Origin of the sequence: Salmonella sp. NW38 (assembly GCF_051807745.1) — a bacterium.
Classification (GTDB): domain Bacteria; phylum Pseudomonadota; class Gammaproteobacteria; order Enterobacterales; family Enterobacteriaceae; genus Salmonella; species Salmonella enterica.
In genome coordinates this window covers 171,636-189,955 of record NZ_JAMMTO010000012.1, presented here as the reverse complement: position 1 = coordinate 189,955, position 18,320 = coordinate 171,636, and the positions used below count along the sequence as shown (strand labels likewise).

The following is an 18,320-nucleotide window of genomic DNA, read 5'->3' as shown; positions in this document are numbered from 1 at the left end:
TTTTGCGTGTGTGGTAACTGTAAAAATGCAGGCCTGATAAGCGCAGCGCCATCAGGCAACCTGCACCGCCGGATGGCGGCTCCGCCTTATCCGGCCTGCATGCACTTATCAGGCAGCGCCACTACTCACGGATAAATTAAATTCAACAATGGATACGGTTTCCCAAGATCGTCGACCTCCGAACGTCCCGTCACCTTAAATCCCATTTTCTTATAAAATCCAACAGCTTGTGTATTCTGCTCGTTAACATTGGTTGTCAACCCCGGCGCCAGTGTTAACGCATGTTCAACTAATCTCTTACCGATACCCTGACCACGCACGTCCGGATCGACAAACAGCGCATCCATATGTTCGCCGGTAAGCAGCATAAATCCTACCGGCTCATCCTGATCGGTCACGGCAACCCATAGTGGCGCTTCTGGCAGAAAATCGCTCACCAGTTCTTCCAGTTCGGCCCGATAAGCGTTTGACAGAAAATCGTGCGTGGCATCGACTGAGCGACGCCAGATCGCAATCAGTTTTTCCCCTTCCTCATGCCTTGAACGGCGAATGTTAATCATCATCTTCACTCCTTTTTTGCTTACTTCTATTCTAATGCAAATGCTGTCGTGAAACTTTCTCACCTTGAACTTGCAGACTCGACATTCGCCTGATTTCTGAGTATCTTCAGCTATCTGGATGTCTAAACGTTTAAACGTATGTCGTGAGGTTATCAGGTTATGCCGATTCGCGTGCTGGACGAGCTACCCGCCGTCAATTTTTTACGTGAGGAGAATGTCTTCGTCATGACGACTTCTCGCGCATCAGGTCAGGAAATTCGCCCGCTAAAGGTACTTATCCTTAACCTGATGCCGAAGAAGATTGAAACGGAAAATCAGTTTCTGCGTTTGCTATCGAACTCGCCATTACAGGTCGATATTCAACTACTGCGGATAGATGCCCGCGAGTCGAGGAACACGCCAGCCGAGCATCTGAACAACTTTTACTGTAACTTCGACGATATCTGCGATCAGAACTTTGATGGGCTTATCGTGACCGGAGCGCCGCTGGGTCTGGTGGAGTTTAATGACGTGGCTTACTGGCCGCAGATTAGGCAGGTGCTGGAATGGGCGAAAGATCACGTTACTTCGACGCTATTTGTCTGTTGGGCCGTTCAGGCTGCACTCAATATTCTGTATGGTATCCCCAAGCAGACCCGTATAGATAAACTTTCCGGCGTCTATGAACATCACATCCTTCATCCTCATGCTCTGTTGACGCGTGGTTTTGATGATTCGTTTCTTGCGCCACACTCGCGCTATGCCGATTTCCCGGCGGCGCTAATACGGGATTATACGGATCTTGAAATTCTGGCCGAAACAGAAGAAGGGGATGCGTACCTGTTTGCCAGCAAAGATAAACGTATTGCGTTTGTCACCGGTCATCCTGAATATGACGCTCATACGTTAGCGGGTGAATATTTTCGTGACGTTGAGGCCGGGTTAAATCCGGATATTCCGTACAACTATTTCCCGAAAAACGATCCGCAAAACATACCGCGCGCAACCTGGCGCAGCCACGGTAATTTACTGTTTACTAACTGGCTCAACTATTATGTCTACCAGATTACGCCATATGATCTGCGTCACATGAATCCAACCCTGGATTAATCTTCTGCTTCTGACGATCCTAAAGCGTTTCAGCATGTTGAATCAGGCACCTTCGGGTGCCTTTTTTATTTCCGAAACGCACCTCATCATGTAATTAAATTTAATTTATATTGTTATCAATAGGTTAATGCATAATTAAATTAAAAATGGAAATTGTTTTTGATTTTGAAATTTAATTGAGTAGTCTTAGTTGTGTTGAACGAAAAGCGCACAGTGATCCTTCGTTCGCATTGGGGATGTATCTGGATCAACAACGAGGAGCTGCATGATGAATCCACAGGCAACCACAACTGATGAATTAACCTTTACCAGGCCGCAAGGTGAGCTGGAAAAGCAAGTCCTGACCGCTGAGGCAGTCGAGTTTTTGACGGAGTTAGTCACCCGTTTTACGCCAAAACGCAATAAACTCCTGGCTGCACGTATCCAGCAACAGCAGGATATTGATAACGGTAAGTTGCCTGATTTTATTTCGGAAACCACTTCCATTAGAGAAAGTAATTGGCAGATTCGCGGTATTCCGGCGGATTTACAGGATCGCCGAGTAGAAATTACCGGGCCGGTTGAACGTAAAATGGTGATTAATGCCCTGAACGCAAATGTGAAAGTGTTTATGGCGGATTTTGAAGACTCGCTGGCGCCGGACTGGAATAAAGTTATTGATGGTCAAATCAACCTGCGTGATGCGGTGAACGGCACCATTAGCTATACCAACGAAGCCGGAAAAATCTATCAGCTCAAGCCCGATCCGGCCGTATTGATTTGTCGTGTACGTGGTCTACATCTGCCAGAAAAACATGTTACCTGGCGGGGGGAAGCCATTCCCGGCAGCCTGTTTGATTTTGCTCTGTACTTTTTCCACAACTATAAAGCGCTGCTCGCTAAAGGTAGCGGCCCGTATTTTTACCTGCCGAAAACGCAAGCCTGGCAGGAGGCCGCCTGGTGGAGTGAAGTTTTCAGCTACGCCGAAGACCGCTTTAACCTGCCGCGCGGTACGATCAAAGCGACCCTGTTGATTGAAACGCTGCCTGCTGTTTTCCAGATGGATGAGATTCTTCATGCGCTGCGTGATCATATCGTCGGTCTCAACTGTGGTCGCTGGGATTATATTTTCAGCTATATCAAAACGTTGAAAAATCACCCGGATCGCGTCTTGCCGGACAGGCAGGTGGTAACGATGGACAAACCGTTTCTGAGCGCCTACTCGCGCCTGCTGATCAAAACCTGTCACAAGCGCGGCGCGTTCGCGATGGGCGGTATGGCGGCGTTTATCCCGAGCAAAGACGTTGAACGCAACAATCAGGTCCTTGCCAAAGTGAAAGCGGATAAAGCGCTGGAAGCGAACAACGGCCACGACGGCACGTGGATTGCGCATCCCGGGTTGGCGGATACCGCAATGGCCGTCTTTAACGAGGTACTGGGCGAGCACAAAAATCAGCTGTTCATTACCCGTGATGAAGATGCGCCGATTACCGCCGAGCAGTTACTGGAGCCATGTGAAGGCGAACGTACAGAAGCGGGAATGCGCGCCAATATTCGCGTGGCAGTGCAGTACATTGAAGCGTGGATCTCCGGTAATGGCTGTGTACCGATTTACGGTCTGATGGAGGATGCCGCGACGGCGGAAATCTCACGAACCTCTATCTGGCAGTGGATTCACCATGAGAAAACACTGAGCAATGGAAAACCCGTAACGAAAGCGCTTTTCCGCGAAATGTTGGCGGAAGAGATGCGGGTAATCCAGGACGAACTGGGCGAGCACCGCTACAGCAGCGGGCGCTTCGACGATGCCGCACGTCTGATGGAGCAAATCACCACCTCAGATGACTTAATCGACTTCCTCACCCTGCCGGGCTATCGCTTACTGGCTTAATTCACCACATAACAATATGGAGCATCTGCACATGAAAACCCGTACTCAACAAATCGAAGAATTACAGAAAGAGTGGACACAACCGCGCTGGGAAGGCATCACCCGCCCGTACAGCGCGGAGGAGGTGGTGAAATTACGCGGCTCGGTTAACCCGGAATGCACGCTGGCGCAGCTCGGCGCCGCGAAAATGTGGCGGCTGTTGCACGGTGAAGCGAAAAAAGGCTATATCAACAGCCTTGGCGCGCTGACCGGCGGTCAGGCGTTGCAGCAGGCGAAAGCCGGTATTGAGGCGATTTATCTTTCAGGCTGGCAGGTGGCGGCAGATGCCAACCTGGCATCCAGCATGTATCCGGATCAATCGTTGTACCCGGCAAACTCTGTTCCGGCGGTAGTGGATCGGATCAACAACACTTTCCGTCGTGCAGATCAGATCCAGTGGGCATCCGGTATTGAACCCAACGATCCGCGCTATGTGGATTACTTCCTGCCGATCGTTGCTGATGCGGAAGCCGGTTTTGGCGGCGTTCTGAATGCCTTCGAACTGATGAAATCGATGATTGAAGCCGGTGCAGCGGCCGTTCACTTCGAAGATCAGCTGGCGTCGGTGAAGAAATGCGGCCATATGGGCGGCAAGGTGCTGGTCCCCACGCAGGAGGCGATTCAGAAACTGATTGCTGCGCGTCTGGCCGCTGATGTGATGGGCGTCCCGACGCTGGTGATTGCGCGTACCGATGCGGATGCGGCAGATCTAATCACCTCCGACTGCGATCCCTATGACAGCGGTTTTATTACCGGCGAACACACCAGCGAAGGTTTTTACCGCACCCATGCGGGCATTGAGCAGGCGATCAGCCGCGGTCTGGCGTATGCCCCGTATGCCGATCTGGTGTGGTGCGAAACCTCTACGCCGGATCTCGAACTGGCGCGTCGTTTTGCCGATGCTATCCACGCGAAGTATCCGGGCAAACTGCTGGCCTATAACTGTTCGCCATCCTTCAACTGGCAGAAGAATCTGGACGACAAGACCATTGCCAGCTTCCAGCAGCAGTTGTCGGACATGGGTTACAAATACCAGTTTATTACCCTGGCGGGCATCCACAGCATGTGGTTCAACATGTTCGACCTGGCGCATGCATACGCGCAGGGCGAGGGCATGAAACACTATGTTGAGAAGGTTCAACAACCCGAGTTCGCCGCGGCGAAAGATGGCTACACCTTTGTTTCCCACCAGCAGGAAGTGGGTACTGGTTACTTCGACAAAGTCACCACCATTATTCAGGGCGGCGCGTCATCCGTTACCGCATTAACGGGTTCCACCGAAGAATCGCAGTTTTGATTGATGCCCGGTGGCGCTGCGCTTACCGGGCCTACAGATAGCGTAGGCCGGATAAGCGAACGCGCCATCCGGCATGACGTGGTGCCGGATGAGGGAAAAAAATGCCGCGTGGCCTGGAATTACTGATTGCTCAAACCATCCTGCAAGGCTTTGACGCGCAGTATGGTCGATTTCTGGAAGTGACTTCCGGCGCACAGCAGCGTTTTGAACAGGCCGACTGGCATGCCGTCCAACAGGCGATGAAAAGCCGTATCCACCTCTATGATCATCATGTGGGCTTGGTGGTGGAGCAACTGCGCTGTATTACCGATGGCAAAAGTACCGACGCGGATTTCCTTTTACGCGTTAAAGAGCATTACACCCGGCTGTTACCGGATTACCCGCGCTTCGAGATTGCGGAGAGCTTTTTCAACTCCGTTTATTGCCGGTTATTTGACCACCGCTCGTTAACACCCGAGCGGTTGTTTATTTTCAGTTCGCAACCGGAGCGTCGCTTCCGTACTATCCCGCGCCCGCTGGCCAAAGACTTCTTTCCCGATCACGGTTGGGAGACGCTGTTGATGCGCATACTCAGTGATTTACCGCTGCGTCTGCCCTGGCAGAATAAAAGCCGGGATATCCGCTATATTATTGCGCACCTGACTGAAACACTGGGCGAGGACGCGCTACCTCGCTGCCATGTCCAGGTGGCGAACGAGTTGTTTTACCGTAATAAAGCGGCCTGGCTGGTAGGTAAATTAACCACACCTGACGGTACGCTGCCGTTTTTATTGCCGATTCATCGCACTGATGAGGGTGAACTATTTGTCGATACCTGCCTGACCACCACGGCAGAAGCGAGCATTGTGTTTGGTTTTGCCCGCTCTTATTTTATGGTGTATGCGCCGCTGCCTGCCGCGCTGGTTGAGTGGTTGCGTGAAATCCTGCCGGGTAAAACCACTGCCGAACTGTATATGGCGATTGGCTGCCAGAAACATGCGAAAACCGAAAGCTACCGCGAATATTTGTGTTATCTGGCTGAAAGCGATGAGAAATTCATTGAGGCGCCTGGTATCCGCGGCATGGTGATGCTGGTGTTTACCCTGCCAGGTTTCGACCGGGTATTTAAAATCATTAAAGACAAATTCGCCCCGCAGAAAGAGATGTCTGCCGCCCATGTGCGTGCCTGTTATCAACTGGTAAAAGAACATGATCGCGTCGGTCGTATGGCGGATACCCAGGAGTTTGAGAATTTCGTACTGGATAAACGGCAAATTGATCCGGCGCTGATGGCGCTGTTACGGCAAGAAGTGCCAGAGAAGATTACCGATCTTGGGGAACATATCGTCATTCGCCATCTCTATATTGAACGGCGCATGGTGCCGCTCAATATCTGGTTGGAACAGGTAGAAGGCCAGCAGTTGCGCGATGCGATAGAAGAATATGGTAATGCGATTCGCCAGCTTGCCGCCGCTAATATTTTCCCCGGCGATATGTTGTTTAAAAACTTTGGCGTTACCCGTCATGGTCGCGTGGTGTTCTATGACTACGATGAAATTTGCTACATGACGGAAGTGAATTTCCGCGATATTCCGCCAGCGCGTTATCCGGAAGACGAACTGGCCAGCGAACCCTGGTATAGCGTCTCGCCGGGTGATGTTTTCCCGGAGGAGTTTCGCCACTGGCTGTGTGCCGATCCGCGTATCGGACCATTGTTTGAAGAGATGCATGCCGACCTGTTTCGCGCCGATTACTGGCGCGCGCTACAGACGCGTATTAAAGAAGGGCATGTAGAAGATGTGTATGCCTATCGTCGTCGCCAGCGCTTTAGCGTGCGTTACGGCGCGATCTCAAGTACGGCGAACTCTTCGTAAACCAGTTCCATCTCCGGCGACCAATTACCCTCGCGCTCAAAAAAGGCCCGGTGTGCCGCTTGCCAGTACGCCAGGCTAAGATCGCCTTCGCCTTCCAGTGCGGCGAGATCGGCGCTCATCTCGTTAAAACGGATCAGCCTGAGCGCCAGCGTGCGTATGACGCACACGGCGTCGCCTGTGCCGTTGAGCACAATGTGATATGACCCGGGCGTGACAGGGGGCTGCTCTTTCTGATAGCTAACCAGCGAGCTACAGGTGCCACGCTTTTTACCGGCGACCACTAGCGCCGCCAGCTCGTCGGCCAGCGCCGGCGAATCACCGAAAGACCAACAGAAGGCCTGTGGGTACTTCTCCTGCCAGTATAATTTCAGGCTGCTCATTTCAGCGAGTTCCACCATAGGCCAGCGTCACCTCTTTCGCCGCTTTAATCACCATGGCGCCAAGTTCGGTGACGCGATCGTCAGTAATGCGTGAGCAGGGGCCGGAAATAGAGAGGGCCGCAAACGGTTCGCGGTGTTCGTCATAAATACACGAGGCCACGCAGCGCAGACCGAGCGCATGTTCTTCATCGTCAAACGAATAGCCGCGCTTGCGCGTCTGGGCCAAATCGTCTTTCAGATGCAGCGGCGACACCAGCGTCGCATGGGTATAAGCGTGCAACCCCTTGCGGTGCAGCAGACTGGTAACCTGTTCCTCACTGAGCTGTGATAAAAACGCCTTGCCCGCGCCAGAGGCGTGCATGGGCAGCTTGCCGCCAATAGGCGCGGACATACGCATCAGCTGCGTACACTGCACCTGGTCGATAATAATGGCCTGATGGTCGCTCTGGTCGAGTACGGCAAGGTTTACCGTTTCGCCGGAGTCCTCCATCAGTTTGCGCAAAATCGGATGGACAATCGCCAGCAGATTACGGCTCTGTAAGAAGCTGCTGCCGACGATAAACGCATGTGCGCCTACGGCCCAGTGGCCCAGCTCACCGACCTGGCGGACAAAACCCTGCTGCTGCATGGTGGTGAGTAGACGGTGAGTAGTGGAATTAGGCAAACCCGCCTGTTGCGCCAGTTCGGTCAGCGCGACGCTGCCGTTGGACTCGGCAATCCACTCCAGCAGCTTCAGACCGCGAGTTAAAGACTGAACCTGCCCGGTTACGGGTGCAGTGGTAGCGGCAGGTTTTCTCCCGCGTTTCGCGGGAACAGGGGCAACCATGGCAGACTCCTTTTTCTGTATCGTGGAAATCATTTTCGTTTTATTCAATTATAATGCAAGAGTTCCTGAACTGATCGGATGAGTGACATCACAGGATGCCCGATGGCGCTTCGCTTATCAGGCCTACGCTTTGGGAGCCGCCAAAGTAATTTGTAGGCTGGATAGGGCGCTTGCGCCGCCATCCGGCAAAACGGAACCAATAGCGCCAGCAAGCTGAACATGTCTCATGTTGCCCGTTGTTCTCTTTTCCGCCAGCACGCTTTGTGCCAGTATGGCTCGTTACGTGGAGCGTTGTCGGGAGCGAGTGTGAGCAGCAAAGTTGAACAACTGCGTGCGCAGTTAAATGAACGTATTCTGGTGCTGGACGGCGGTATGGGCACCATGATCCAGAGCTATCGTCTACATGAAGAAGATTTCCGCGGGGAGCGCTTTGCCGACTGGCCCTGCGACCTGAAAGGCAACAATGACCTGCTGGTACTCAGCAAGCCGGAGGTGATCGCCGCTATCCACAACGCCTACTTTGAGGCTGGCGCGGATATCATCGAAACCAACACCTTTAACTCGACAACCATTGCGATGGCGGATTACCGGATGGAATCCCTGTCGGCGGAAATTAACTATGAGGCGGCCAAACTGGCGCGCGCCTGCGCCGATGAATGGACGGCGCGAACACCAGAAAAACCACGCTTTGTTGCGGGCGTGCTTGGTCCAACTAACCGCACGGCCTCCATTTCGCCGGACGTCAACGACCCGGCGTTTCGTAATATCACCTTCGATCAGCTGGTGGCGGCCTACCGTGAATCCACTAAAGCGCTGGTGGAAGGTGGCGTAGATCTGATTCTGATTGAGACCGTCTTTGACACCCTGAATGCGAAAGCGGCGGTGTTTGCGGTGAAAGAAGAGTTTGAAGCGCTGGGCGTTGATCTGCCGATCATGATTTCCGGCACCATCACCGACGCCTCTGGTCGTACCCTCTCCGGCCAGACGACCGAAGCCTTTTATAACTCGCTGCGCCACGCCGAGGCGCTCACTTTTGGCCTTAACTGCGCGCTGGGGCCAGATGAACTGCGCCAGTACGTCCAGGAACTGTCGCGGATTGCCGAATGCTACGTCACCGCGCACCCGAACGCTGGCCTGCCGAACGCTTTCGGCGAGTACGACCTTGACGCCGACACCATGGCGAAACAGATTCGCGAATGGGCGGAAGCGGGCTTCCTGAATATCGTTGGCGGCTGCTGCGGCACCACGCCGGAGCATATTGCGGCGATGAGCCGCGCCGTTGCCGGTTTGCCGCCGCGCCAGCTGCCGGATATCCCGGTTGCCTGCCGCCTTTCCGGCCTGGAGCCGCTGAACATTGGCGACGACAGCCTGTTTGTCAACGTCGGCGAACGTACCAACGTCACCGGCTCGGCCAAATTTAAACGGCTGATCAAAGAAGAGAAATACAGCGAAGCGCTGGATGTCGCCCGTCAGCAGGTCGAAAGCGGCGCGCAGATTATTGATATCAACATGGATGAGGGGATGCTCGACGCCGAAGCGGCGATGGTGCGTTTCCTCAGCCTGATTGCCGGTGAGCCGGATATTGCCCGTGTACCAATCATGATCGACTCCTCCAAATGGGAGGTTATCGAAAAAGGGCTGAAGTGCATTCAGGGTAAAGGCATCGTCAACTCTATTTCGATGAAAGAGGGCGTGGAAGCTTTTATTCATCATGCGAAGTTGCTACGTCGCTACGGCGCGGCAGTGGTGGTGATGGCCTTTGATGAGCAGGGGCAGGCCGATACCCGCGAGCGTAAAATCGAGATTTGCCGCCGGGCGTACAAAATTCTCACCGAAGAGGTGGGCTTCCCGCCGGAAGACATCATCTTCGACCCGAATATCTTCGCCGTGGCGACCGGTATTGAAGAGCACAACAACTATGCGCAGGACTTTATCGGCGCTTGCGAAGATATTAAACGCGAGCTGCCGCATGCGCTGATCTCCGGCGGCGTGTCTAACGTGTCTTTCTCGTTCCGCGGCAACGACCCGGTACGTGAGGCTATCCACGCGGTATTCCTCTACTACGCCATCCGCAACGGCATGGACATGGGCATCGTCAACGCCGGACAGCTGGCTATCTACGACGACCTGCCCGCCGAGCTGCGCGATGCGGTTGAAGATGTCATTCTTAACCGTCGCGATGACGGCACTGAGCGTTTGCTGGATTTGGCAGAGAAATACCGCGGCAGCAAAACTGACGAAGCTGCCAACGCCCAAATGGCGGAATGGCGTAGTTGGGACGTGAAAAAGCGCCTTGAATACTCGCTGGTGAAAGGCATTACCGAATTTATCGAACAGGATACCGAAGAAGCCCGCCAGCAGGCCTCCCGCCCGATTGAGGTGATTGAAGGCCCGCTGATGGACGGCATGAACGTGGTCGGTGACCTGTTCGGCGAAGGGAAAATGTTCCTGCCGCAGGTGGTGAAATCCGCTCGCGTGATGAAACAAGCGGTGGCCTACCTGGAGCCGTTTATTGAAGCCAGCAAAGAAAAAGGCTCCAGCAACGGCAAGATGGTGATTGCCACCGTGAAGGGCGATGTGCACGACATTGGCAAGAACATCGTTGGCGTGGTGCTGCAATGCAACAACTACGAAATCGTCGATCTTGGCGTGATGGTGCCAGCGGAGAAAATCCTCAGAACGGCGCGTGAAGTGAATGCCGATCTGATCGGTCTTTCCGGGCTTATCACCCCGTCGCTGGACGAGATGGTCAACGTGGCGAAAGAGATGGAACGTCAGGGCTTTACTATCCCGCTACTGATCGGCGGCGCAACCACTTCGAAAGCGCACACCGCGGTGAAAATCGAGCAGAACTACAGCGGTCCGACGGTCTACGTGCAGAATGCTTCGCGTACCGTGGGCGTGGTGGCGGCGCTACTCTCCGACACCCAGCGCGATGACTTTGTCGCCCGTACCCGCAAAGAGTACGAAACCGTGCGTATTCAGCACGCCCGCAAAAAACCGCGCACGCCGCCGGTCACGCTGGAAGCGGCGCGCGATAACGATCTGGCATTCGATTGGGAACGCTACACCCCGCCAGTAGCCCACCGTCTGGGCGTGCAGGAAGTGGAAGCCAGCATCGAAACTCTGCGCAACTACATCGACTGGACGCCGTTCTTTATGACCTGGTCGCTGGCCGGCAAATACCCGCGCATTCTGGAAGATGAGGTGGTGGGCGTTGAGGCGCAGCGTCTGTTTAAAGACGCCAATGATATGCTGGATAAACTGAGCGCCGAGAAACTGTTGAATCCGCGTGGCGTGGTGGGCCTGTTCCCGGCGAACCGTGTGGGTGACGACATCGAAATCTATCGCGACGAAACCCGTACTCATGTTCTGACGGTCAGCCACCACCTGCGCCAGCAGACCGAGAAAGTTGGTTTTGCTAACTACTGTCTGGCGGATTTTGTCGCGCCGAAACTGTCCGGAAAAGCGGACTACATCGGCGCGTTTGCCGTCACCGGAGGTCTTGAAGAAGACGCTCTGGCTGATGCTTACGAAGCGCAACACGACGACTATAACAAGATCATGGTGAAAGCGATTGCCGACCGTCTGGCGGAAGCGTTTGCCGAGTACCTGCATGAGCGTGTACGTAAGGTTTACTGGGGATATGCGCCGAACGAGAGCCTGAGTAACGACGAATTAATCCGCGAAAACTACCAGGGGATTCGCCCGGCGCCGGGTTATCCTGCCTGCCCGGAACATACCGAAAAAGGCACTATCTGGCAGCTACTGGATGTCGAAAAACATACCGGGATGAAGCTCACCGAATCTTTCGCCATGTGGCCTGGCGCGTCGGTCTCCGGCTGGTACTTCAGCCATCCTGAGAGCAAATACTTCGCGGTAGCGCAGATTCAACGCGATCAGGTGACAGATTATGCTTTCCGTAAAGGAATGAGCGTTGAGAACGTTGAGCGGTGGCTGGCGCCGAACCTGGGTTACGATGCGGACTGATTCATAAAATCGTCACTTTTCCTTACAACATACAAGGCACTCATTGGGTGCCTTGTCTCTTTCTTACAATTAAACCCTTATACTGAAGGAAGGCTCTACGCTGAATTTGCCGGATGGCGGCGTAAACGCCTTATCCAGCATACCGTATTACGTATGGTAAGCCCGGTGGCGTGCAACGCCAGCAGGCCTTAACGCTGTGCGCCATCAGGCAATTTATCGCAAGTGAGCTTCAGGAAAACGTATAACGATAAGGAGAACCTGACGCCGTGTTAACTTTGCTCCATCTACTTTCTGCCGTTGCGCTGTTGGTATGGGGAACACATATCGTTCGTACTGGCGTAATGCGCGTGTTTGGCGCGCGTCTACGCACTGTCCTCAGCCGCAGCGTGGAAAAGAAACCGCTCGCCTTTTGTGCGGGTATCGGTGTTACCGCGCTGGTACAAAGCAGTAACGCCACCACTTTATTGGTAACGTCGTTTGTCGCCCAGGATCTTGTCGCCCTGACGCCAGCTCTGGTGATTGTGCTGGGCGCTGATGTGGGTACTGCGCTAATGGCGCGTATTCTCACCTTTGACTTGTCGTGGCTATCGCCGCTGCTGATTTTTATTGGCGTGATTTTCTTTTTGGGACGTAAGCAGTCCCGCGCCGGGCAGCTGGGTCGCGTCGGTATCGGGCTTGGCCTGATTCTACTGGCGCTGGAGCTGATTGTGCAGGCGGTGACGCCGATCACTCAAGCTAATGGCGTGCAGGTCATTTTCGCGTCGCTGACGGGCGACATTATGCTGGATGCGCTGATTGGCGCGATGTTCGCTATTATCAGTTATTCCAGCCTGGCGGCGGTGTTGCTGACGGCGACCCTGACGGCGGCGGGGATTATATCGTTCCCGGTGGCGTTGTGCCTGGTCATCGGCGCCAATCTGGGATCGGGGCTGCTGGCGATGCTCAATAACAGCGCCGCCAATGCTGCCGCGCGTCGCGTAGCGCTCGGCAGCCTATTGTTCAAATTGATCGGCAGCCTGGTCATCCTGCCGTTTGTCCATCCGCTGGCGAATCTGATGGATGAGCTATCGCTACCGAAATCAGAGCTGGTGATCTATTTCCACGTTTTCTATAACCTGGTGCGCTGCCTGGCGATGGTGCCATTTGCCGAGCTGATGGCGCGTTTTTGTAAACGAATTATTCGTGATGAGCCTGAACTGGATACCCATCTGAAGCCGAAACATCTGGATGTCAGCGCGCTGGATACGCCAACGCTGGCGCTGGCTAATGCTGCCCGCGAGGTGTTGCGCATTGGCGATGCGATGGAACAGATGATGGAAGGGCTAAAAAAGGTCATGCACGGCGAACCGCGTGAAGAGAAAGCGCTGCGCAAGCTGGCGGATGACGTTAACGTGCTCTACACCGCGATTAAGCTTTATCTGGCGCGAATGCCAAAAGACGAGCTGGCGGCGGAGGAGTCCCGCCGGTGGGCGGAGATTATTGAGATGGCCCTGAACCTCGAACAGGCGTCGGATATTATCGAGCGAATGGGCAGTGAGATTGCCGACAAGTCGCTGGCGGCGCGTCGGGCATTTTCAGAAGAAGGATTGAAAGAGCTGGATGCGCTTTACGATCAACTGCTCAGTAATCTGCAACTGGCGATGTCGGTCTTTTTCTCCGGTGATGTCACCAGCGCCCGTCGGTTGCGCCGCAGTAAACATCGCTTCCGTATACTTAATCGCCGATACTCACATGCGCATGTCGACCGCCTGCACCAGCAGAACGTGCAAAGCATTGAAACCAGCTCGCTCCATTTAGGGCTGCTGGGCGATATGAAGCGTCTTAACTCACTGTTCTGTTCGGTCGCCTATAGCGTACTGGAACAGCCGGATCAGGACGAGGAACGGGGCGAGTATTAAGTGAAATGCCGGATGGCGGAGCCTACGGAGAACATGCGCGTAGGCCCGCCATTCGGCATTCAATGTGGACAGGGATTAAAAGCGATGACCCGCTTCCAGCGCCACGGCTTCTTCGCCCGCTTTAAACACCCAGGTGGTATTCGGGCCGCCGAGAACCGCCTGGCCGTTGCTCACCTGAATCCAGTTACCTTCCGGCAAACCAATCACTGTCAGTTCCGGCGCGACCACCAGCAGTTCGCGAATACGCTGCTCGCGGGTCTCGCCCTTATGACCTTCCGGCAAGGCGTTAGTGAAGTGAGGATTAATTTGCAGCGGGAACAGATCCAGCGCGTCGAAACCGTTTGGATCGACGATCGGCATATCGTTGGTCGTGCGGATAGTCGGGCAGGCAAGGTTAGCGCCCGCGCTCCAGCCGATATACAGTGCGCCGCGTTTTACCCTGTCCGCCATCGGCGCCAGCAGCCCGCGTTCACGCGATTCTTTCAGTAGCTGGAAGGTATTTCCGCCGCCGACAATAATGATTTCCGCTTTCTCAATCGCTGCAAGCGGATCGGCGACACGATGAATCCCTGTGACGTTTATCCCTAATGGCGCAAGTACCTCTGCGGTTTTATCCGTGTACTCGTCCCATGTTTGCGTGACGCCGGCAAACGGAATAAACACGGCTGAGCGTCGACCGTTCAATTGATTCGCTATCAGCGGCAGAGCGTGTTCCAGCCAGGCTTTACCCGGCAGCGTCGAGTTACTTAATAAAAGCAGTTCCATTACTTCTCCACCTCATCAGGAAATGTCAAAACGTAATAATGCTACCATTATCCATTTAATGTCTTACTGATATGGCTCATGATGTTGCGCGTGTTACAGGCAACGCGCGGTCGCTAAAAGTGACGCCAGGCCAGATCTGCTATCTGGTATCGCCTGAAAAATTACAGGTATAATCCGCAAAATTATTTAACACGTTTAGAGACGAAAATGGCAAAACTGACCTTACAAGAGCAACTGCTACAAGCGGGATTAGTGACCAGCAAAAAAATGGCCAAAGTCCAGCGCACGGCTAAAAAATCACGCGTTCAGGCTCGTGAGGCCAGAGAAGCGGTGGAAGAAAATAAAAAGGCGCAACTTGAGCGTGATAAACAACTCAGTGAACAGCAAAAACAAGCGGTTTTAGCGAAAGAGTTTAAAGCTCAGGTTAAGCAACTTATTGAAATGAATAGAATCAATGTATCTAAAGGCGATATTGGTTTTAACTTCACCGATAATAACGTCATCAAAAAAATAGACGTGGATAAGCTCACCCAGACGCAACTGATTAATGGGCGTCTCGCGATTGCGCGTCTGGTTATCAATAACAGCGGTGAATGTGAATATGCGATTATTCCCGCGAGCGTCGCTGATAAAATCGCACAACGAGATGCGGACAGTATTGTCGTAAACAGTGCGCTGAGTCAGGAAGAGCAGGACGAAGATGATCCGTATGCCGATTTTAAAGTTCCTGACGATTTGATGTGGTAAGTCACATTCCCGACGTTTATGTAGAAAAATTTCTCAGAGAGTAAATATGCTGACTGACACATCTACCCGGCTTAATAAATATATCAGTGAAAGCGGCATCTGTTCGCGTCGCGAGGCGGACCGTTTTATTGAACAGGGCAATGTTTTTATCAACGGCAAACGCGCCGCCATTGGCGATCAGGTGGTCGCCGGGGATGTTGTTAAAGTAAATGGTCGGTTGATTGAGCCGCGAGAAGCGGATGATTTAGTGCTGATTGCGCTGAATAAACCGGTTGGCATTGTGAGTACCACTGAAGACGGCGAACGCGACAATATTGTCGATTTTGTGAACCACAGCAAACGTATCTTCCCGATTGGTCGTCTGGATAAAGACTCGCAGGGGCTGATATTTCTGACTAACCACGGCGATCTGGTCAATAAGATTCTACGTGCCGGTAACGATCACGAAAAAGAGTATCTGGTGACGGTGGATAAACCGATTACCGACGAGTTTATTCGCGGTATGGGCGCTGGCGTGCCGATTCTGGGTACCGTCACCAAAAAATGTAAGGTGAAAAAAGAGGCGCCGTTTGTCTTTCGCATCACCCTGGTGCAGGGATTAAACCGTCAGATCCGCCGTATGTGTGAATACTTTGGTTATGAAGTGACGAAACTGGAGCGTACGCGCATTATGAACGTCAGCCTGAGCGGGATTCCGCTGGGCGAGTGGCGCGATCTGACGGACGATGAGCTGATCGATCTGTTTAAATTGATTGAGCGTTCCTCTTCCGAAGCCAAACCAAAGGCCAAAGCGAAGCCGAAGACCACGGGTATTAAGCGACCGGTCGTTGCGATCGAAAAAAGCAATGAGAAAGCGCGCCCGACATCAAGCGGTAAGCGCTTTACCTCGCCGGGACGAAAGAAGAAAGGACGTTAACGTCTGCCGCGCGTCGGCGTATTCGCCGACCAGGAGAATGACGCTTCCGTATCGGGTTTATACGCCTGCTTTTTCTTCAACTGGCGGGCTTTTTTCGCTTCAGCCTCACGCAGCGCCATCAGCTTATCGATGTACTCCTTTTTTACGCTGTTGGTCTCAGAATTGGTCAGTGGACGCCCGTGCGCAATACGGGCGCGGTCCAGCAACGTTTTCAGTTCGCGCTGTTCGCGCTCGGTCATCTCTTTTTGAGTAATGCGGGGGAGTGCCATACGGGTGCCCTCAGTTAGCCGATGCATTTAGAGCCTATCCCATTAGGGCTATTTTACTTGCCATTTTAGACCTGGGCAGTGCTCAAAATCCTCACGTACTACGTGTACGCTCCGGTTTTTGCGCGCTGTCCGTGTCCAAACTGGCTGCGCCAATAACGCCTGGTGGGATAGGCTCTTAGTCTACGGCAATACGCAACGGGCGGATAGCGCTCAGTCAGCAATCCGCAGCTTTCCGGCGAAATCCTGTGGCGTATAACCCGTTGACGTAAATCCTTTATCCGTGATGATGTTATCGATTTCTTTTACGCTTGCGATGCACATCACACCGTCCTGACCAAATTTGGTATGGTCGGCAAGAATCACTGATTTTTTGCTCATCGCAATCATGGCTTTGGCAACGTAGGCTTCTTCAAAGCTCTTCACCAACACGCCATGCTGGGGAGAAATGCCGCCAGCGCCAATAAAACAGATATCCGCGTGAATCGCGTTAATCTGCTGACAAACCGAGACGCCGAGGTTGGCGCGAAAATGGTAATCATATTCGCCGCCTAATACATACACGCGGGCCTGCAGGTTATGCTCTTTAATTTTATCGGCAATCAGGGCTGAATTGGTAATCACGGAAAAAGCGAGAGGCGGTAATTGCTCGGCCAGAATAAGGTTAGTTGTACAGGAATCAATAAACAATGTATCCCGTTCACTGACCATTTCGGCGGCAAATTTGCCAATCGCTATTTTCTCTTCGCGATGCGCCTCTATTCTTGCGCTAAACGCATCCTCCTGGACAACTTGCTTTTTGACTGCGCCCCCATGAATCTTAGTGATTTTGCCTTCAGACTCCAGTAAGGAGAGATCGCGACGAATGGTTTCCGAGGTGACGTTGAGCATTTCCGATAATTTAATAACGGTGACTTCACCGAATTTGTTTAATTCATCAAGAATATGTTTTCGTCTTTTAATTGGATTCATTATCTTTCGCCGCCGTCAACCTTTGGCGCATGGTAACTGGATGCGTCAGGCAACGCAACCACTCCAATGCATGGACGATACCCTCCTCATCATTCGTGGCAGTCACATAGCCGGCCTGCCGCTTTACTGCATCCGGCGCGTTGCCCATTGCGATGCTGATTCCGGCGGCGGCAAACATGCTGACATCATTCTGCTGATCGCCAATCGCGACCACCTTGTCAGAAGATATATTTAAATAATGAATTAATTGTTCTATTATGCACCCTTTATTTACATCGGATCTTTGAATATCAATATAATTTTCTCCCGTGACAACCGCATAATATCCACAAGGCAGGTGATTATTCACTTCTGTACACAGAGTATCTATCTCCGAAGATGCGGCAACAAGTGTAATTTTATATATATTGCGACGATTAAAGATATTTTCTGCAGTTTCAGTTATAAGCGGTAACCCAAATAAGCGAGCCTCATATGTTGTCCAGGGCGCAATTAGTCTATCGTCACGATGGTGAATTGCTTCGGCGCTAAAAAAGTGGTGGTGATAGCGGGAAAGAGAAATATGTTGGTCAATATTCCATAGATCTGTGGCGGTCAGCGGGGCAGCATGAATAATGCGCGGCCCCGCCATCTCCAGCAGGCGTCCGCAGTTAAAACCGGCGCACCAGCTAAACAACGTATCAACCTGTTGCTGGCGTAGCAGGCGTACCATTGAGGAGACCGGTCTGGCGGAACATGCCGCCAGCAGACCACCGTCCTGGCGGAACGCAATCAGCGCCTGACGCGTGCGCGGGCTGATCGTTTTCTGCGAGGTGAGTAATGTTCCATCCAGATCGGTGATCAACAACATCT

General features: G+C 53.0%; 16 protein-coding genes. 9 read left to right on the top strand and 7 right to left on the bottom strand.

Annotation, left to right across the window (positions count from 1 at the left end):
- Positions 1–125: 125 nt before the first annotated feature.
- Positions 126–563 (bottom strand): acetyltransferase, encoded by a 438-nt coding sequence (locus NA624_RS19965; RefSeq protein ID WP_000973248.1) that lies wholly within the window; start codon positions 561–563, stop codon positions 126–128.
- Positions 564–719: 156 nt separating this feature from the next.
- On the opposite strand from NA624_RS19965, the gene metA reads away from it, so the two are divergent.
- The 4 genes from metA (at position 720) to aceK (ending at position 6,708) form a co-directional block, all read left to right on the top strand.
- On the top strand, positions 720–1,649 hold the full coding sequence (gene metA, locus NA624_RS19960; RefSeq protein ID WP_001122761.1) for a homoserine O-acetyltransferase MetA: 930 nt from the start codon (positions 720–722) through the stop codon (positions 1,647–1,649).
- Between the two features lie 268 nt (positions 1,650–1,917).
- Entirely contained in the window at positions 1,918–3,519 is a 1,602-nt protein-coding gene (gene aceB, locus NA624_RS19955) for a malate synthase A (protein WP_001069371.1), read from the top strand.
- 31 nt (positions 3,520–3,550) lie between these two features.
- Positions 3,551–4,855 (top strand): isocitrate lyase, encoded by a 1,305-nt coding sequence (aceA, locus tag NA624_RS19950; RefSeq protein WP_000857876.1) that lies wholly within the window; start codon positions 3,551–3,553, stop codon positions 4,853–4,855.
- A gap of 101 nt (positions 4,856–4,956) precedes the next feature.
- Positions 4,957–6,708, top strand: a complete 1,752-nt coding sequence (gene aceK / locus NA624_RS19945; protein ID WP_001137277.1) for a bifunctional isocitrate dehydrogenase kinase/phosphatase — start codon at positions 4,957–4,959, stop codon at positions 6,706–6,708.
- On the opposite strand, the gene NA624_RS19940 is transcribed toward aceK, so the two are convergent.
- Both NA624_RS19940 and iclR read right to left on the bottom strand, forming a co-directional pair.
- Complete coding sequence (locus NA624_RS19940; protein WP_010989091.1) at positions 6,672–7,079, bottom strand: ASCH domain-containing protein; 408 nt, start codon at positions 7,077–7,079, stop codon at positions 6,672–6,674. The genes aceK and NA624_RS19940 overlap by 37 nt on opposite strands.
- A 10-nt stretch (positions 7,080–7,089) precedes the next feature.
- Positions 7,090–7,914, bottom strand: a complete 825-nt coding sequence (gene iclR / locus NA624_RS19935; RefSeq protein ID WP_000226434.1) for a glyoxylate bypass operon transcriptional repressor IclR — start codon at positions 7,912–7,914, stop codon at positions 7,090–7,092.
- A 306-nt stretch (positions 7,915–8,220) separates the two neighbouring features.
- Between iclR and metH the strand changes: the two genes are divergently transcribed.
- Positions 8,221–11,904 carry a methionine synthase gene (metH, locus tag NA624_RS19930; protein WP_000095983.1) on the top strand — a complete coding sequence of 1,228 codons (3,684 nt, stop codon included), beginning with the start codon at positions 8,221–8,223 and terminating at the stop codon, positions 11,902–11,904.
- 266 nt (positions 11,905–12,170) lie between these two features.
- Entirely contained in the window at positions 12,171–13,802 is a 1,632-nt protein-coding gene (locus NA624_RS19925; protein ID WP_000956811.1) for a Na/Pi cotransporter family protein, read from the top strand.
- 75 nt (positions 13,803–13,877) lie between these two features.
- On the opposite strand, the gene pepE is transcribed toward NA624_RS19925, so the two are convergent.
- Positions 13,878–14,567 carry a dipeptidase PepE gene (gene pepE / locus NA624_RS19920; protein WP_000421776.1) on the bottom strand — a complete coding sequence of 230 codons (690 nt, stop codon included), beginning with the start codon at positions 14,565–14,567 and terminating at the stop codon, positions 13,878–13,880.
- A 71-nt stretch (positions 14,568–14,638) separates the two neighbouring features.
- Between pepE and NA624_RS19915 the strand changes: the two genes are divergently transcribed.
- Genes NA624_RS19915 through rluF form a run of 3 tightly spaced genes read left to right on the top strand, consistent with a single transcriptional unit; the run spans position 14,639 to position 16,230 of the window.
- Complete coding sequence (locus NA624_RS19915; RefSeq protein ID WP_001576533.1) at positions 14,639–14,740, top strand: hypothetical protein; 102 nt, start codon at positions 14,639–14,641, stop codon at positions 14,738–14,740.
- 34 nt (positions 14,741–14,774) lie between these two features.
- Positions 14,775–15,314, top strand: coding sequence for a DUF2058 domain-containing protein (locus tag NA624_RS19910; protein WP_001096724.1), 540 nt, complete (start codon positions 14,775–14,777; stop codon positions 15,312–15,314).
- A gap of 46 nt (positions 15,315–15,360) precedes the next feature.
- The gene (rluF, locus tag NA624_RS19905) at positions 15,361–16,230 is read left to right on the top strand and encodes a 23S rRNA pseudouridine(2604) synthase RluF (RefSeq protein ID WP_000954619.1); all 870 of its coding nucleotides are present in this window, start codon (positions 15,361–15,363) and stop codon (positions 16,228–16,230) included.
- Here rluF and NA624_RS19900 read toward each other — a convergent pair.
- The 3 genes from NA624_RS19900 to NA624_RS19890 all read right to left on the bottom strand — a co-directional run bounded on the left by NA624_RS19900 (position 16,227) and on the right by NA624_RS19890 (position 18,318).
- Positions 16,227–16,499, bottom strand: coding sequence for a DUF3811 domain-containing protein (locus NA624_RS19900; RefSeq protein WP_001207628.1), 273 nt, complete (start codon positions 16,497–16,499; stop codon positions 16,227–16,229). The genes rluF and NA624_RS19900 overlap by 4 nt on opposite strands.
- 210 nt (positions 16,500–16,709) lie before the next feature.
- The gene (locus tag NA624_RS19895; protein ID WP_439040284.1) at positions 16,710–17,468 is read right to left on the bottom strand and encodes a DeoR/GlpR family DNA-binding transcription regulator; all 759 of its coding nucleotides are present in this window, start codon (positions 17,466–17,468) and stop codon (positions 16,710–16,712) included.
- Positions 17,455–18,318, bottom strand: coding sequence for a Cof-type HAD-IIB family hydrolase (locus NA624_RS19890; protein ID WP_000924646.1), 864 nt, complete (start codon positions 18,316–18,318; stop codon positions 17,455–17,457). The genes NA624_RS19895 and NA624_RS19890 overlap by 14 nt, the downstream gene beginning before the upstream one ends.
- Between the last annotated feature and the right edge of the window lie 2 nt (positions 18,319–18,320).

Coding starts and splice junctions, on each gene's coding strand:
- NA624_RS19910 (WP_001096724.1), top strand. CDS start 14,775: ATGGCAAAACTGACCTTACAAGAGCAACTGCTACAAGCGGGATTAGTG.
- NA624_RS19890 (WP_000924646.1), bottom strand. CDS start 18,318: ATGTTGTTGATCACCGATCTGGATGGAACATTACTCACCTCGCAGAAA.
- aceB (WP_001069371.1), top strand. CDS start 1,918: ATGAATCCACAGGCAACCACAACTGATGAATTAACCTTTACCAGGCCG.
- metA (WP_001122761.1), top strand. CDS start 720: ATGCCGATTCGCGTGCTGGACGAGCTACCCGCCGTCAATTTTTTACGT.
- pepE (WP_000421776.1), bottom strand. CDS start 14,567: ATGGAACTGCTTTTATTAAGTAACTCGACGCTGCCGGGTAAAGCCTGG.
- rluF (WP_000954619.1), top strand. CDS start 15,361: ATGCTGACTGACACATCTACCCGGCTTAATAAATATATCAGTGAAAGC.
- NA624_RS19900 (WP_001207628.1), bottom strand. CDS start 16,499: ATGGCACTCCCCCGCATTACTCAAAAAGAGATGACCGAGCGCGAACAG.
- NA624_RS19965 (WP_000973248.1), bottom strand. CDS start 563: ATGATGATTAACATTCGCCGTTCAAGGCATGAGGAAGGGGAAAAACTG.
- aceA (WP_000857876.1), top strand. CDS start 3,551: ATGAAAACCCGTACTCAACAAATCGAAGAATTACAGAAAGAGTGGACA.
- aceK (WP_001137277.1), top strand. CDS start 4,957: ATGCCGCGTGGCCTGGAATTACTGATTGCTCAAACCATCCTGCAAGGC.
- NA624_RS19895 (WP_439040284.1), bottom strand. CDS start 17,468: ATGAATCCAATTAAAAGACGAAAACATATTCTTGATGAATTAAACAAA.
- iclR (WP_000226434.1), bottom strand. CDS start 7,914: ATGGTTGCCCCTGTTCCCGCGAAACGCGGGAGAAAACCTGCCGCTACC.
- NA624_RS19915 (WP_001576533.1), top strand. CDS start 14,639: ATGGCTCATGATGTTGCGCGTGTTACAGGCAACGCGCGGTCGCTAAAA.